The organism is Pseudomonas lini, assembly GCF_030812475.1.
Lineage (GTDB): Bacteria > Pseudomonadota > Gammaproteobacteria > Pseudomonadales > Pseudomonadaceae > Aquipseudomonas > Aquipseudomonas lini_A.
The window spans coordinates 840,100-854,969 of record NZ_JAUSSR010000001.1; the positions used below are offsets into that span (position 1 = coordinate 840,100).

At 57.8% G+C, this 14,870-nt stretch carries 10 protein-coding genes and 4 pseudogenes; 7 read left to right on the forward strand and 7 right to left on the reverse strand.

Annotated features, from left to right (window positions below):
- The first annotated feature begins 20 nt into the window (after nucleotides 1-20).
- A complete protein-coding gene (locus J2W17_RS03820; RefSeq protein ID WP_307329397.1) occupies nucleotides 21-1,409 on the forward strand; it encodes a dicarboxylate/amino acid:cation symporter in 1,389 nt (462 codons plus the stop codon).
- 201 nt (nucleotides 1,410-1,610) lie between these two features.
- On the opposite strand, the gene J2W17_RS03825 is transcribed toward J2W17_RS03820, so the two are convergent.
- The 3 genes from J2W17_RS03825 to J2W17_RS03835 form a co-directional block, all read right to left on the reverse strand.
- Complete coding sequence (locus J2W17_RS03825; protein ID WP_307329400.1) at nucleotides 1,611-3,290, reverse strand: thiamine pyrophosphate-binding protein; 1,680 nt, start codon at nucleotides 3,288-3,290, stop codon at nucleotides 1,611-1,613.
- Nucleotides 3,291-3,410: 120 nt separating this feature from the next.
- Nucleotides 3,411-4,811 (reverse strand): 2-oxoadipate dioxygenase/decarboxylase HglS, encoded by a 1,401-nt coding sequence (gene hglS / locus J2W17_RS03830; protein ID WP_307329403.1) that lies wholly within the window; start codon nucleotides 4,809-4,811, stop codon nucleotides 3,411-3,413.
- A 53-nt stretch (nucleotides 4,812-4,864) separates the two neighbouring features.
- Nucleotides 4,865-6,115, reverse strand: coding sequence for a 2-aminoadipate transaminase (locus J2W17_RS03835; RefSeq protein WP_307329406.1), 1,251 nt, complete (start codon nucleotides 6,113-6,115; stop codon nucleotides 4,865-4,867).
- A gap of 650 nt (nucleotides 6,116-6,765) precedes the next feature.
- On the opposite strand from J2W17_RS03835, the gene yiaY reads away from it, so the two are divergent.
- Together yiaY and J2W17_RS03845 are read left to right on the forward strand one after the other, a co-directional pair.
- A complete protein-coding gene (gene yiaY / locus J2W17_RS03840) occupies nucleotides 6,766-7,914 on the forward strand; it encodes an L-threonine dehydrogenase (protein ID WP_307329409.1) in 1,149 nt (382 codons plus the stop codon).
- A gap of 49 nt (nucleotides 7,915-7,963) precedes the next feature.
- Nucleotides 7,964-8,351, forward strand: a pseudogene (locus J2W17_RS03845) (VOC family protein).
- A gap of 58 nt (nucleotides 8,352-8,409) precedes the next feature.
- Here the strand turns inward: J2W17_RS03845 and J2W17_RS03850 are convergent.
- Nucleotides 8,410-8,796, reverse strand: a pseudogene (locus tag J2W17_RS03850) (MerR family transcriptional regulator); the annotation flags it as partial.
- 74 nt (nucleotides 8,797-8,870) lie between these two features.
- Here J2W17_RS03850 and J2W17_RS03855 point away from each other — a divergent pair.
- Together J2W17_RS03855 and J2W17_RS03860 are read left to right on the forward strand one after the other, a co-directional pair.
- Nucleotides 8,871-9,950 carry an SDR family oxidoreductase gene (locus tag J2W17_RS03855; protein ID WP_307329412.1) on the forward strand — a complete coding sequence of 360 codons (1,080 nt, stop codon included), beginning with the start codon at nucleotides 8,871-8,873 and terminating at the stop codon, nucleotides 9,948-9,950.
- Between the two features lie 336 nt (nucleotides 9,951-10,286).
- Nucleotides 10,287-11,186, forward strand: a complete 900-nt coding sequence (locus J2W17_RS03860; RefSeq protein ID WP_307329415.1) for a DMT family transporter — start codon at nucleotides 10,287-10,289, stop codon at nucleotides 11,184-11,186.
- Between the two features lie 279 nt (nucleotides 11,187-11,465).
- Here J2W17_RS03860 and J2W17_RS03865 read toward each other — a convergent pair whose 3' ends face one another.
- The 3 genes and pseudogenes from J2W17_RS03865 to J2W17_RS31045 all read right to left on the reverse strand — a co-directional run bounded on the left by J2W17_RS03865 (nucleotide 11,466) and on the right by J2W17_RS31045 (nucleotide 13,193).
- Complete coding sequence (locus tag J2W17_RS03865; RefSeq protein WP_307329418.1) at nucleotides 11,466-12,599, reverse strand: aminotransferase class V-fold PLP-dependent enzyme; 1,134 nt, start codon at nucleotides 12,597-12,599, stop codon at nucleotides 11,466-11,468.
- A 360-nt stretch (nucleotides 12,600-12,959) separates the two neighbouring features.
- A pseudogene (locus J2W17_RS31040) lies at nucleotides 12,960-13,088 on the reverse strand (helix-turn-helix transcriptional regulator); the annotation flags it as partial.
- A gap of 6 nt (nucleotides 13,089-13,094) precedes the next feature.
- Nucleotides 13,095-13,193: a protease modulator HflK N-terminal domain-containing protein gene (locus J2W17_RS31045; protein WP_373459948.1), complete on the reverse strand. Its 99-nt coding sequence runs from the start codon at nucleotides 13,191-13,193 to the stop codon at nucleotides 13,095-13,097.
- Between the two features lie 15 nt (nucleotides 13,194-13,208).
- On the opposite strand from J2W17_RS31045, the gene J2W17_RS03875 reads away from it, so the two are divergent.
- Nucleotides 13,209-14,024: a carbon-nitrogen hydrolase family protein gene (locus J2W17_RS03875; RefSeq protein ID WP_307329421.1), complete on the forward strand. Its 816-nt coding sequence runs from the start codon at nucleotides 13,209-13,211 to the stop codon at nucleotides 14,022-14,024.
- Between the two features lie 207 nt (nucleotides 14,025-14,231).
- Nucleotides 14,232-14,465, forward strand: a pseudogene (locus J2W17_RS03880) (polyamine ABC transporter substrate-binding protein); the annotation flags it as partial.
- Between the last annotated feature and the right edge of the window lie 405 nt (nucleotides 14,466-14,870).

The window sequence follows — 14,870 nt, forward strand, 5'->3', positions numbered from 1 at the left end:
ATAAAAAATCAGGGCCGGTCATGAAAAGAATATTTGGCAAACTATACGTACAGGTGCTCCTCGCGGTCATCCTCGGCGCCATCGTCGGGGTGTTCGTTCCGGAAACCGGCACTGCGCTCAAGCCGTTGGGCGACGCGTTCATCAAGCTGATCAAGATGCTCCTCGCCCCGGTGATCTTCCTGACCGTGGTCACGGGCATCGCGCGCATGGAAAACATGAAGGAGCTGGGGCGTGTCGGCTTCCGGGCGCTGATCTATTTCGAAGTGGTGTCGACCCTGGCGCTGGTGGTCGGCCTGGTCGTCGTGGATGTGTTCAAGCCCGGTGCGGGCATGAACATTGATGTCGCGACACTGGACACCTCCAGTCTGGCAACCTACACGTCAGCCGTGAAACACGCCTCGTTCATGGACTTCGTCATGAACATCATCCCGGACACCATCGTAGATGCGTTCGCCAAGGGCAACGTCCTGCAAATCCTGCTGTTTTCCATTTTGCTTGGCATTGCCCTGGCGCATGCAGGGCCGCGCGCAAAAGCGTTCGTCGACACGCTGGATGGATTGATGCAGGGCATGTTTCGCATCGTCAACATGGTCATGCGCCTGGCGCCCATCGGTGCGTTCGGTGCCATCGCGTTCACCATCGGCAAGTACGGCTTCGGCTCGCTGTTCTCGCTGGGCAAGCTGATGGCCTGCGTCTACCTGACCTGTGCCGTGTTCGTGATCTTCGTCCTGGGGCCGATCTGCCGCTACAGCGGTTTCAGCCTGTGGAAGTTTCTGAAGTTCATCAAGGAAGAACTGTTCACCGTGCTCGGCACCAGCTCTTCGGAATCGGTGTTGCCGCAGATGATTTCCAAGATGGAAAAGGCCGGTGTGTCCAAACCTGTGGCCGGGATGATCATTCCCTCTGGACTGACCTTCAACCCGGACGGGCAGGCGATCTACTACACCATCGCTGCCATCTTCATCGCCCAGGCCACGAATACGCCGCTGACCCTGACAGATCAGTTGATCGTGCTGGCGGTACTGATGTTTACGTCCAAAGGCTCTGCGGGTGTCACCGGTTCGGGGTTCATCATTCTGGCGGCGACCTTATCGTCCCTGGGCACCATTCCGGTGGCGGGCATGGTGCTGCTGTTGGGCGTCGACCGCTTCATGTCGGAAGCGCGGGCGATCACCAACACCATTGGCAACGGCGTCGGCACCATGGCCATCGCCAAATGGGTCGGGGCGCTGGACACCGTGAAAATGCACAAGGCGCTCAATGGCGAGGTCGTCGATGAAAAGCCTGAGGTGATACAAGCAGAAACTGCCGCGGGTCCTGCATCGAAAGAGGCGGGCACCTTGCTCGATGCCAGTCAGTTAAGCGAATGGGGCCCCTGTAGGAGCGAGCTTGCTCGCGATGGTCGTTAACGATAACGCGTGTTTGCTGCTTAAACGCGGTGCTCTTGAGTCCATCGCGAGCGAGCTCGCTCCTACAGTATCCTTAACTGATGTGCATTAGGCACCTTGCGCCCCAGCCTTCAAGAAGTCACTCGGGCGTAACGCCGATGGAAAAAAGGGCGCCTGCAAAATCATGGATCAGGCGCCCCACAGGAGGCCATCGGGACAGGCTTACTGCTTGCTTGATTGCGCTCTGATCTGGCTCAGGCTCAGTCGCGGCGTCAAGGCTTCCGGGTCGACTCTCACTTCAATCAAGCACGGCCGGGACATTGCCAGGCAGCGTTCGAAAGCGGGTTCAAACCCGGCCGTGACTGTCACCAACTCGCCATGCAGTCCGTAGGCTTGAGCCAATGCTACGAAGTCCGGGTTGTGCAGATCAGTCCCTGACACGCGCCCCGGATAATTGCGCTCCTGGTGCATTCTGATGGTGCCGTACATGCCGTTATTGATCACAACGAAAATGACGTTGGCCCCGTATTGCGCGGCAGTCGCTATCTCCTGGCCATTCATCAAGAAACAGCCATCGCCCGAGAATGAAACCACCACCCGTTCCGGACACGTCAGCTTGGCCGCCACCGCAGCGGGAACGCCATAACCCATCGAGCCGTTGGTAGGGCCGAGTTGGGTACGGTAGTGGCGGAACTGATAGAACCGTTGAAGCCAGACCGCATAGTTTCCAGCACCATTGGTCAGTATCGCGTCGTCCGGCAGCCTGCTATTCAACCAGGCAATGATGTCGGCCATTTGCACGTTGCCAGGGGAGGGCGACCGCTCCAGGTTTTGCTGATAGTGGCTGTTCAGCGTACGCGTCCATTCGCGGTTTTTTCCGGGGGCGGCTGCCGGGAGCTTTGAGGCTGATTTGGCAAAGGTCGACATGCTGCTGTTGATCGCCAACGCAGGTTGGTAAACCCGACCCAGTTCCTCGATGCCCTGGTGGATATGAATCAAGGTTTGCCTGGGGACCGGGATCTCCAGGGCCGCATATCCACCTGTTGAAACCTCGCCCATTCGAGAACCGACTACCAGTAGCAGGTCAGCTTCTTTGACTGCCGACAGCAACGGCGCCGAAGCGGCGAAGCCAAGATCTCCCACATAGTTGGGGTGTCGATTGTCGAACAGGTCCTGGCAGCGAAAGGACGCTGCAACCGGGATGTCTTGCTGTTCGGCAAACAGACGAATGTCGTGCACCGATTCGGCATCCCAGCCGCTGCCGCCCAGCACCATCAAGGGTCGCTCTGACTGCCCGAGCAGTTGTTGCATCGCGGTCAATTGTTCGGCGGCCGGGGTCATCAGGACACGTTTGAAAGGCCCGGCATCACTCACTTGCGCCAGTTCAGTCAGCATGTCCTCCGGTAACGCGACCACGACTGGCCCGGGCCTGCCATTCACTGCGCGGTGGAACGCCTGGCTGATCAGCTCGGGAATCCGGCGTGTGTCGTCGATCTGCACCACCCATTTGGCCAGGGGGCCGAACATCTGGCGAAAATCGATTTCCTGAAAAGCTTCGCGATACTGTTGATCGCGAGCCACCTGGCCAATGAACAGAATCATCGGCGTGGAATCCTGGAACGCGGTGTGGACGCCAACCGAGGCATTGGTTGCCCCCGGGCCTCGGGTGACGAAGCAGATGCCTGGCTCGCCGGTGAGTTTGCCGTAGGCTTCGGCCATATAGGCCGCGCCGCCCTCCTGACGGCAAACGACCAGGTCGATTTCTTCCTGCACGTCATGCAATGCGTCGAGTACCGCGAGGTAGCTTTCTCCCGGCACACAGAAAGCTCTCTTGACGCCGTGGATGCGCAGGGCATCCACCAGAATCTGACCTCCGCTACGACGAGAAATGTTTTTATTCATTGTTATCTCCTGAGTCGAATGGGCGGTGTACAGAGGTGAGCGGTTCACTATGTTGTAGACGACATCTCGTTGGCTTACCCGAGCTGCGGCAAACCAGGGTTTGCCGCGCATGGGGGGAATCTAGACGAGAGGAGAAACCGCCAGGATGGTCGAGCAGTCAAGCAAGGAGCGGCGTTGGGTGTCAGCGTAGAGCGTGAGCTCGTTGGTGACTTTTTGGCCCAATGCCTTTTCGAATTCCTCCTGGTTGGAGCTGCCTGCGTAATGAGCTTGCGAGTCATCGCCAAGGTTCGACTGGAAGATTCCCGCCGCGCTGACGGGCAGGAAGTCTTCATAGACGAGGGGCTCGTATTGAATGTGACCCTGCGCAATCAGCTCCTGGCGCGAGCTTGGGCGGTGACCGTTGCTGCGCGATGCAATGCCTTTTTGTGTCGGGAAATAGCGGAAATAGGCAAGGCCTTTATCGTGCAGTTCAGCGTAGTCATCTGGAAAGTCCTTGAAGTGTTTTTCCAGAATCGCGGTGTATTTTTCTGCGTTGGATTCGGACGGGAACTCCCCCAGTTCTGCACGCGCAGCGTTCAGCAGGCTGTCGTAAAGTTCGCGGCCTTTGGGCGTAAGCGCGGCACCCCGTTGTTCAATCTCGCCGAATCGAGCCGTATGGCTTCCCGTTGCGATACCGTCTTGATCAGTGAAGGCCACGGTTTCCTGCAACGCCTTGAAACTGGTCTGGCGTAGCAGAATCGGGCATCGGCGACGTGGAGGGCCTTCGATAACAGCCTTCGGTGTGATGCCCTTTTGTTGCATGCCATTCTGGATCATGTCGATGTCCAGGGTTCGAGGCGTGAGGTGGTTGATATGCGGGCCTTTGAAGGCGACCACGTCGGCGATGAGCCGATGTTGATCGTGCAGACGCTGATAGTCTTTCGCCGTGACTGTCGCGTCGTGATGCCAGCGAAATGTCTCTAATGCCTGCTCGACGAAATCCGCGGCATCCTTTGCATCAAGGCCGCCGTTGGTTTCGAATTTCTCTATGAGCTTCAGCGCGTCCGGTGTAAAAATCTGCCGCTGATCCAGGATGGCCTGCACAAGCTGTCGAATCTCTTCATTTTCAATCAGGTCCAGGCGCAGCAGTGAGGTAAATACCCTGAATGGACTGGCCTGCAACGAGTCTTCATGGATGGCGCGAAATGCCGTGGAGTGCACCGGGACGCCGGCAGGGGTCAGGTCGTAGTAGCCGACAGGCTGCATGCCCATGACGGCGAACAGTCGCGCAATGGTCGACAGTTCTTCAGGCGTGCCGACGCGAATGGCCCCATGACGCTCCATGTCCAGACGCTCGATTTCGCCTGTGCATTGCAGGTGTTCGAAAACGGCCTTGTCCGATTCCATCACAGTGCTGTTGGTCTCGGCGACCAGCTCCATGAGGGTTCCGTAGAGCGGTACTTCTTGCTTGTACATGTCGGACATTGCCCGGGAAAACCGGGTACGAATTTCGTCTGCTTCGACGAAACCTTGGGTGTTCATCAAAAGAACTCCTTGCTGAATAGTTGCGTATTGAACAGGCACTTCACGCTGCTTTAACGAATGGCAGCCAGGCAGCATTCGAAGATATCGAGACCTTCTTCGAGGATGTCGGGCTCAGTGGTCAGCGGTGGCAGCAGGCGGATGATGTGGCGGGATTTTCCGCTAGGCATCAGCAGCAATCCCTTCTGCCGAGCGCTTTCGAGCAACTGGGCCAGCACCGCCGTCGCGGGTGCTCCTTCAGGCGTTATCAGTTCGATCCCGCGCATCGCGCCAACCCCGGTCAACCGTCCGAGATAAGGCGAGAGTTTCTGTTGCTGCCAGGCCAGATACCGGCTGACGATGGCCTTTTCCTGCTGCTCACCCCAGGTGGAAAGGTTGGCGTCTGTCATCTCGTCCAGCGTGGCGAGCCCGGCAGCACAGGCCATGGGGTTGCCCGAGTACGTGCCGCCCAGGCCACCCTTGGGCAAGGCATCGAGCAACTGCTTTTTACCCACCACAGCCCCAAGCGGAAGACCGCCGGCAATGCTTTTGCCCAGCAACATCAAATCGGGTTCGATCCCCAGTCGCGTAAAGCCAAAGCGTTGACCGGTACGACCGAAGCCCGATTGAATTTCATCAACGACTAAAAGAATGCCCTTGTCGTCGCAAAACGTGCGCAACGCTTGTGCGAACGATGGGTCGAGCGCCAGAAACCCGGCTTCACCTTGCACCGGCTCGAGAATGAAACAGGCGACTTCGTTGACATCGATCTCGACGCTGAACAGCCGATCCATCGCCTTGAGTGCTTCCTGCGACGTCACGCCCGTGTCTTTGCTCGGGTAGGGCAGGTGATAAACCGGGCCGGGCAGGGTGCCGACACGTTGTTTGTACGGTGCAACCTTGCCGTTCAAATTCAAGGTGGCCAAGGTACGTCCGTGAAAGCCGCCATCGAATGCAATGACCGCCGTACGACCTGTCGCCGCTCGCACAATCTTCAGCGCGTTCTCCGCTGCCTCGGCACCACTGTTGGTCAACATGCCACTGACCGGATAGGACACGGGGATAAACCCGGCCAATCGTTCCATGAACTGCCTGTAGGGTTCATGGGGGACGGCATTGAAGGCGTAATGCGTCAGTCGCGAGGCCTGGTTGCACATCGCCTCGACTATCCGCGGGTGGCAATGACCCAGATTCAGGACGCCAATGCCGCCGACGAAATCGATGTAGCGCTTGCCGTCAGTGTCCCAGACCTGTGCGTTGCTGCCACGGCTCAAGGTGATCGGATGGACGATCGCGATCGACTCGCTGATGGAGGACTGGGTCATGACGGCACGTGATCCTTGTCCTGGGCCGATGGATTTGCGTTCCGGTATTTACCTAGTGCCGAAACGCAACTGTCTGAGCTGACCGGGTTCATCCATGGGCACTGTCTGGTGGCACGCGTTGGCATTTTGAGGGTCCTGGGTTGCATAGGTTGTTTTCTATGAAAGCGAGGAATGCCGGGTTATCACAAGCGAAAAGAAATGGCGCAGTCATTCCTTAAACTATGGAAGATTCAACATGGCGTTTCTCGGCCTGGCTCGCTCAAGTACCCATCCCACGAAACGGCGCACTTTCGGGACGTCAGTGGCGTGCTCCGGATAAGCCATGAAATGCGAGCTGGTACTGAGCACTGAGTCGGTGGGCGATCAGATCGAGGCGCATCACCTCCCGGTACTAAAGGAGGTGCCAATGAAGGCCAAGGGACCATTTCAGCCAGGCGTCATAGGTTTAGGCTCAATCCCACGATCAAAAGATTCCGGCTGCGATGGCCCATCCACCTCTGCATCTTAAAATACTGTTCGCCTGAACACTTGATGCAGCACCCTTCTGCTGAACTGCGCCAACGACGACAAACAGACGAGCCTCACAGCCTGCGATATGAGGAGAAGCCCTCACCTGCATTCCTGGTTTCCAGAATAAAAGAGGATTTATCATGAGCAGCACCTTCTTCATTCCCTCCGTGAACATGATGGGCATTGGCAGTCTCGACGAAGCCATGCTCGCAATTCGCAAATATGGTTTTCGCAAAGCGCTGATCGTCACCGATGCAGGCCTGGCCAAAGCCGGTGTGGCCGCCAAGGTGGCCGGCCTGCTGGCCCAACAGGACATCGACTCCACCCTGTTCGATGGCGCCAAGCCGAATCCGACGGTCAGCAATGTCGAAAAAGGCCTTGAACTGCTGGGTCGCAGCGACTGTGATTTCATCATTTCCCTTGGCGGCGGTTCACCCCATGACTGTGCCAAGGGTATTGCCCTGTGCGCCGCCAATGGCGGGCACATCAGTGATTACGAAGGCGTGGACCAATCCGCCAAGCCACAGATGCCGTTGATCGCGATCAATACCACCGCCGGAACGGCGAGTGAAATGACCCGCTTCTGCATCATTACCGACGAAGTCCGGCACGTGAAAATGGCCATCGTCGACCGCAACGTCACCCCATTGTTGTCGGTCAACGATCCTTCGCTGATGGCAGGCATGCCCAAAGGCCTGACCGCCGCCACCGGCATGGACGCGCTGACCCACGCCATCGAAGCCTACGTGTCGACTGCGGCAACGCCGATCACCGATGCCTGTGCGCTCAAGGCCGTTGAATTGATCGCGGCCAACCTGCGCACTGCCGTTGTCCAGGGTGACGACATGACCGCCCGGGAAAACATGGCCTACGCACAATTTCTTGCCGGCATGGCCTTCAACAATGCTTCGCTGGGCTATGTCCACGCCATGGCGCACCAACTGGGCGGGTTCTACGACCTGCCCCACGGCGTGTGCAATGCGATCCTGCTGCCCCATGTCGCCAGCTTCAATGCCAGCGTGTGCCCGGCCCGGTTTAAACACATCGCCACCGCAATGGGGGTCGACACCCAGCCTCTGGATGCGGAACAAGGCGCCGCCGCGGCCATCGCCGCCATCCGTAAACTGTCTTCGGATGTCGGTATTCCGAGCGGCCTCGCCGAACTGGGCGCCAAGGCCGACGATATCCCGATCCTGGCCACCAATGCCATGAAGGATGCCTGCGGCTTTACCAATCCGCGCCCTGCCAGTCAGGACGAGATCGAGCAGATTTTCCATACCGCGATGTAACCGATATGAAGTGACGCCAGCTAGATCAAAAGCCCCGCCTTCGGTTGAAGTGCGGGGCTTTTTTTGGGTTCACGGCTTCGTCGGTACCAACGATCTGCAAAGGCCCGCAGTTTTTACGACAATGTACTCGGCGCACTCGGCCTGAAACGCATCGCGGATCTGAATGAGAATGGATCGATCTGGGGGAGAGTGCCCCGTCCTTCTTCGTGCTGAAACCGGCAAACGGCGCACCTGCCAGCGTCGGCAACGGTGTCACTGTCAGCTTTGAAGCACCGAATCGCGCCGCAATCGATGCCTTTCATGCGGGGGCTCTGGCCTGCGGTGGTATCGACGAAGGCACACCCGGGCCGCGAGGCTGGGCACCTGATGCGTATGCCGCCTATGCCCGGGATCTGGACGGTAACAAGCTGGCGGCTTACTGCTTCAAGGCCGCCTGAGCCTCATCGAAGCAGCGCATTCCTCCTTGATAGGTAAATTATCCATGGGAACGTGGTCATTGCGCGAGCTTGCCAGTGACCCTGTTTCAAGTTGCCTGGCAGCACTGGCTTCGAGGTTTGCTCGCTCTTCATCCAGATACCGATAAATGCTTTGGAAGTTGGCGATTTTCTGTTTGATTTCTGCCATCTTCTTTTCAATCAGCTTCGCGCCGTCAGCACAATCGATCAGCTTGTTCCGCTGCGCATCCAGAATCTCGCCTATTTCCCCCAGGGAAAACCCCATGCTTTGCGCGCGCTGGATAAAGTCCAGATCCTGCAGAGTTTGCACTGTGTAAACGCGATAGTTGTTGGTTTGCCGCAGCGGTGAGATCAGGCCGATTTGCTCGTAGTAACGCAGCGTATGGCGGCTGGCGCCGCTGCGGGCCTCGAGTTCGCCGATTTTCATGGAAACACCGCTTGACTATAGAGTTGGGTCGATAGTTTACGCTTGGTTTCTCACCTTAAACAAGGAACAGGGAAATGAGCGTGGAGTGCTTTGTCACGGGGGGTACCGGCTTCATCGGTCAACATTTGGTGGCGTACCTGAGTGCAAAAGGCTACACCATTCGGGTGTTGATGCGTCGCCCAGAGCGACTAGCTGCACTGCGGGAGCAAGTCGACATTTTGGGAGGGTGCGCAACCCGGGTATTTGCCGTAGCTGGCGATCTGGAACGGGAAAACCTCGGGCTGAGTCTTGCTGACCGAGAAGTGCTAAGGCACGCCAGAGTCATATTCCACCTGGGCGCCCACTTCGCATGGGGGCTTTCAGTGGAGCATTCTCGTGCGGTGAATGTGGAAGGGGCAAAGCGCGTGGCGCTGTTGGCGGCTGAGCAAAAAAGCCGGTTAGTGATGATCGGTGGCTACATGCTTAAAAATCATGAACATCTACAACGCATCGGAATTGATCCTCGTTATCCGCAGCTGACGAATTGGCCTGCCGTCTACCAACATGTCGGTGGTTACGAGGGGAGCAAGCTGGAGGCGCATTTTGCGACCCTGGAGGTCATGTCCGCCAAGGGCGGGGATATTACCGTTGTCCACCCCGCGACGGTCTGTGGCCACAGCCGCACGGGGCATATCCTTGACGGTCAGCCGCTGGCGGAGCTGATACGCAACCTTGTGCAGGGAAAGCTGACTGCAGTGCCCGGTACCGCCGAGCACTGGTTGCCACTGGTCACCGTGGATTACCTGGTTGAGCTGGTGGCGGTTTGTGCTTTTGATCCTGCCATGGTGGGCCAGGAACTGCTGGCGCTTGATGGCCAGACGCCCAACTTGCGAGAACTCTTGGTACAGGTGGCACAACCTTTGGGCTTAAAGTCTCCCAAGCATTACATTTCACTCCGATTGCTGAAGTGGCTACTGAGTATTCCTCCCGTCGCGCGGTTTTTGAATACAAAACCCGAAGCCTTGGACTTTATCCAGACCACTCGTTTTGATACAGCGGCGGTCGAGCAATTTGCCAACAGGCATGGAATAGCCAAACCGGATATACGTCAGTCTTTGCAGCACACTGCAACGTTCGTCAACTCATATTGCATAGCCAAGTGCCAGGCCCTCTGACTTCTCCGTTGGGGGGCGACAAAGCCGTTAGCCCCGATTAAATGGACTTTCTTAGGGTAAGTAATGCGGATTCATCAACATGGAAGTGCAACCATCGTACGTGAAATCGGCCCTTGTCGAGTCATGGTGATCCTATACTGGGAAAACGGGGTGCATAATCGCCTCTAGCTTGGGGGTATGTTTAACTAACACTCAATCGCCTCAGCCATCCGCTTGAGCATTACTTCACAGCAATTAATACTGGGGTTGGTGGGATCTTCGTATCCTCAAACTGTGCGCCGTCGATGTAGGGCGGCATTTTATCGAACGACAATTCAGCGACAGGGATCGTCATCAATGCAATCTACTTTCAGCAAAGGCGTCATATTTGCACTCTCCGCTGCGGCACTGAACGCAACCATCGGTGTACTCAGCAAAGTACTCATGAGTAATGGTTTCACCGCCAGCAGTGTCGCCGTCATCAAGACCATACTGGGTTGCATCCTGCTCTCGATCCTATTGCTTTTCCTCAAGCGCCCGGCGTCTACGGCCAAATGGACTCAGGCGGCAATCTGCGCCTTCCTTGGCATCTTCGTGCTGTTTCACTTCGAAACATCCGCCTATCGGCATTACGCTGCGGCAGGTGTGGTGGTGGTGCTGATGGCCAGTGCCTCGATTTCCTCGATCATCCTGGGGCGAATTTTCCTCAAGGATGCCATCACCGCGAACGCGACCGTGGGCGCCGCACTGGCCATCGCCGGGATCGCGGTGATCTTTGGTGCCGACCTGCAACAGGGCTTTACCCTGCAAGGCGCTGCGCTTGCCTCCATGGCCGGTTGCGGCTATGGGGCCTTTTCGGTTGCCATGAAGCGTATGGGTGTGTCGGGGGGGCTGCACTTCACCCGACAATTGCTGTTCTTTGGCAGCCTGTACCTGCTGATGCCGGCTGCGGCCGATGGTTTCGTGATCGGCGAGCTGTCGCCATTGGCGATCGCCGCACTGCTGGCGCTGGCCGCGCTGCCGACAATCCTGGGCTTCTTCTGCACCACCAAGGCCATCGAGTATCTCAAGCCATCCCAGGTGCAAGCGCTGGAGCTGACCGAGCCACTGTTCGCCGCGCTGCTGGCGTTTGTGGCGCTCAATGAAGTACCGCGCGAAAGCCTGTACGCGGGAGCGGCACTGATCATCGTCGGCCTGTGTTTCTCCAATGAACTAATCCGCTTGGGCAGCAAAGCATCCGTCCCTTCGACCGAGTGAGCTATTTTCGGATCCTGATTACTTTGGCAATCAGTGGTTTTCAAGTGTTTTGAGCGGATGACCGCTTCTCGCCGATTGCTGCCTGTAACGATGGGTAGCGACCCGTTTTACTTTAGGTCTGGCCGATCTGGTCGTCGCGCAAAAGACCTGCACAGCGTTGAGGGCATAGCGATTCGTGGGCTCGCAGAAGGTGGGTATCTACACATCTTTCAAGGGCTGCCAAATACTGTGGCGAGGGAGCGAGCGCCCTCGCCACAGGTTCGCGTGTGCTGCGACAGCTTAGTTACCCATGACCTCGTCCAGCGCCAGTTCGAGTGTGCTCACCGTGCGCTCGATATTGTGCAGCTTTTCGAGTCCGAACAGGCCGATGCGAAAGGTCTGGAAGTCGGCCGGCTCGTCGCATTGCAACGGCACACCGGCGGCGATCTGCAGGCCTTGCGCGGCAAATTTTTTGCCGCTCTTGATCTCGGCATCGTCGGTATAGCTGACCACGACGCCAGGTGCCTCAAAACCGGATGCGGCGACGCTCTTGATACCCTTGGCGGTCAACAGGGCGCGCACCCGGTCGCCCAGCGCCTGCTGTTCGTCGCGAACCTTGTCGAAGCCATAGGCCTGGGTCTCTTTCATTATTTCGCTAAAACGCGCCAGCGCATCGCTGGGCATGGTCGCGTGGTAGGCATGCCCGCCCTGTTCGTAGGCCTGCATGATCTGCAGCCATTTTTTCAGGTCGCAGGCGAAGCTGGTGCTTTGCGTCTGCTCGATGCGCTCCAGGGCCAAGGGGCTGAACATTACCAAGGCGCAGCAAGGGGACGCGCTCCAGCCTTTCTGCGGCGCACTGATCAGCAGGTCGATGGCGCACTTGTGCATATCGACCCACAGCGCGCCCGAGGCGATGCAGTCCAGCACGAACAGACCACCCACCGCGTGCACGGCGTCGCCGACGGCGCGCAGGTAGTCATCGGGCAGGATGATCCCCGATGAGGTTTCAACGTGGGGTGCGAACACGATTTGCGGCTTCTGCGCCTGAATGGTTGCCAGCACTTCGTCCAGAGGGGGAGGGGCGTACGGAGCCTGGCGACCAGCCTCGACCGGACGGGCTTTCAATACCGTGGTCGCCGCCGGGATGTTGCCCATCTCGAGGATCTGGCTCCAGCGATAACTGAACCAGCCATTTCGTATCACCAGACATTGCTGGCCGCTGGCAAACTGCCGCGCCACCGCTTCCATGCCGAAGGTGCCGCTGCCGGGGACCACCGCAACGGCCTGGGCGTTGTAGACCTGTTTCAGGGTGCTGGAGATGTTGTTCATCACCCCTTGGAACGCCTGCGACATGTGGTTGAGCGAGCGGTCGGTGTAGACCACCGAGTACTCGACCAGTCCCTCGGGATCGATACTGGGATATAGCTTTGACATGGGTAACTCCTGTGGCAGAAGTGTCAATGCTATCGACCCTGCCTCAAGCCTTGGCAAATGACAAGGTGGCCCGGGATCAAATTTCTTTGCGAAAAACGGGGCGGACTTGCCGCGCCAGGGAGGGCGCGGTAAAAACTGGCTCCTGCAGGTACGACGTAATCCTGTAGGAGCGAGCTTGCTCGCGAAGGACGAGAGAGCGCCGCGTACATCCAGGCGGCCCCGTCTTCGTTCACGTCCCTCGCGAGCAGGCTCGCTCCTTGTTCGAGCAGCCGCTGAGCATCAGCCGGCCGACTTCGAGTTCGCGGGCGGACAGCGGTGTTCCAACTGCTGGTCAGTGGTGTCAAGCCAACTCTGCCAGCACGGATCGAGCAGATACAGGCCTTTGAGGTAGTCCTGAAAGAGCGGGTCTGGCCCGCCATCCTTGTCCGGGCATTCGGCGAGCACCTGCGGACGGCCATTGCTGAGAATCATGCTCACGTGTCTACCCATATGGGGTTACCCCATCGGTGTGATTACTTTCCGTTTTACGGCTCTCCATACTTCATCCAGCCCTGGCGGGTGCTGTTCAGTATGGCGATTGCGAGCCCACAACATGCGAAAGGATCACCGATGAAGATTGAACTCGTGCAACTGGCCGGTCGCGATGGCGATACCGCTTATAACCTGACGCGTACTTTGCAAGCCATCGCAACCTGTGCAGCGGATACCGATCTGCTGATATTTCCGGAGACCCAATTGATGGGGTTCGCCAGCGCCCGACAGCTCGCCGAAGTCGCCGAGCCGCTGAACGGACCGAGTGTGCAGGCCGTGCAGCGCGCCGCCCGCGAACGGAACGTCGCGGTAGTGGTTGGCATGGCTGAGAACGATGGCGGCATTTTCTACAACACCTCCCTGCTGATCACGCCACAAGGGATCGCCTTGCACTATCGCAAGACTCACCTCTGGCCGTCGGAACAAGGCCTGTTCCAACCAGGCGACCGCTTTGCCACTGCGCTCTGGAAAGGCATCCGTGTCGGCCTTCTGATCTGCTACGACATCGAGTTGCCGGAAAGTGCCCGAGCCCTCGGCCAACTCGGCGCCGAGCTGATTCTGGTCACTAACGGCAATATGGATCCCTACGGCCCTGTCCACCGGACCGCGATCATGGCTCGCGCTCAGGAGAACCAGGCATTCGCGGTGATGGTGAATCGAGTCGGCGATGGCGATGAAGGCCTGGTGTTTGCCGGAGGGAGCGCAGCGATCGATCCCTTCGGGCGAATGTTGTTCGAAGCAGGGCGCGCAGAGTGTCGGCAGGTGGTCGAGCTCGATCTCGACCTGCTGCGCACCGCTCGCCGCGACTACGACTACCTCAGTGACCGCCGCCTGCGCCTGCTCGGAGAGCAGGTTGAGCACAGTGATGGTCGACGTGAACTACTGATCCCCTGAATCAGTCGCGGAGGGGGATCCACCTGATTCGATATTGACCCTGCCACAACAATAATTCACACACCAACACCAACAGGAGCAGTGCCCGTGTCCCTGGACCCGACGCCAATGCTCTGGAGCATCCCGATGAAAGCGACTCGCTACATGCCATTCGTTTTGGCCACGCTGTTCAGTGTCGGCCTGGTCTGCGCCCAGGCGGACGAACCTGCCAAACTGAGTCAATGCGGCGTGGCCATGCTGGACGCCCCCAGCGAAGTCATTCCCATCGCGTTGCACTACCTGGGACTGCCTTATAACAGCCAGAACCCGGAGGATTACAAAAAAGCCCAGGCGCTGCTGCTGAAACTGCGTCCCCATATCGTCTACTTCGATTCTTCCAGGTTTATCTCTGATCTGGCCAATGGCAACATCTGCGTCGTGCTGGGCTGGGCGGGGGGTGTTGCGCACCCGTACCTGGAACACGGTCAAGACAGGCACTTGATGGGCAGGCTCGGCCCGACTCATGACGGGCCAACCCCTTGCTGAAGTGTTTCGCGGACACTGACTGGCCGTTTTTGGACGATCCTGTCGAGAAGGCAGCCTGAGCTTTTGGGTAGGGGAAAATAATTCTTGGGTAGGGGGTTGACCACATACTTTAATACTGTATTATTTGCCTCCCGCTAACGAGCAACTCGAAGTTGTTCTTGGTCTAAGTAGTTGATTTGATTAAAAAATCATTTGCTTTTAAGGATGGTGAGCTGTAAGATGCGCACCTCGGTTGAGACGAAAGATCTTAACCAACCGCTCTTTAACAACTGAATCAAGCAATTCGTGTGGGTGCTTGTGGAGTCAGACTGATAGTCAACA

Excerpts from the sequence above, each read along its gene's own strand:
- J2W17_RS03875 (WP_307329421.1), top strand. The coding sequence starts at position 13,209 with ATGAAGATTGAACTCGTGCAACTGGCCGGTCGCGATGGCGATACCGCT.
- J2W17_RS31045 (WP_373459948.1), bottom strand. The coding sequence starts at position 13,193 with ATGTTGTGGGCTCGCAATCGCCATACTGAACAGCACCCGCCAGGGCTG.
- hglS (WP_307329403.1), bottom strand. The coding sequence starts at position 4,811 with ATGAACACCCAAGGTTTCGTCGAAGCAGACGAAATTCGTACCCGGTTT.
- J2W17_RS03820 (WP_307329397.1), top strand. The coding sequence starts at position 21 with ATGAAAAGAATATTTGGCAAACTATACGTACAGGTGCTCCTCGCGGTC.
- J2W17_RS03855 (WP_307329412.1), top strand. The coding sequence starts at position 8,871 with ATGAGCGTGGAGTGCTTTGTCACGGGGGGTACCGGCTTCATCGGTCAA.
- J2W17_RS03835 (WP_307329406.1), bottom strand. The coding sequence starts at position 6,115 with ATGACCCAGTCCTCCATCAGCGAGTCGATCGCGATCGTCCATCCGATC.
- J2W17_RS03825 (WP_307329400.1), bottom strand. The coding sequence starts at position 3,290 with ATGAATAAAAACATTTCTCGTCGTAGCGGAGGTCAGATTCTGGTGGAT.
- yiaY (WP_307329409.1), top strand. The coding sequence starts at position 6,766 with ATGAGCAGCACCTTCTTCATTCCCTCCGTGAACATGATGGGCATTGGC.
- J2W17_RS03865 (WP_307329418.1), bottom strand. The coding sequence starts at position 12,599 with ATGTCAAAGCTATATCCCAGTATCGATCCCGAGGGACTGGTCGAGTAC.
- J2W17_RS03860 (WP_307329415.1), top strand. The coding sequence starts at position 10,287 with ATGCAATCTACTTTCAGCAAAGGCGTCATATTTGCACTCTCCGCTGCG.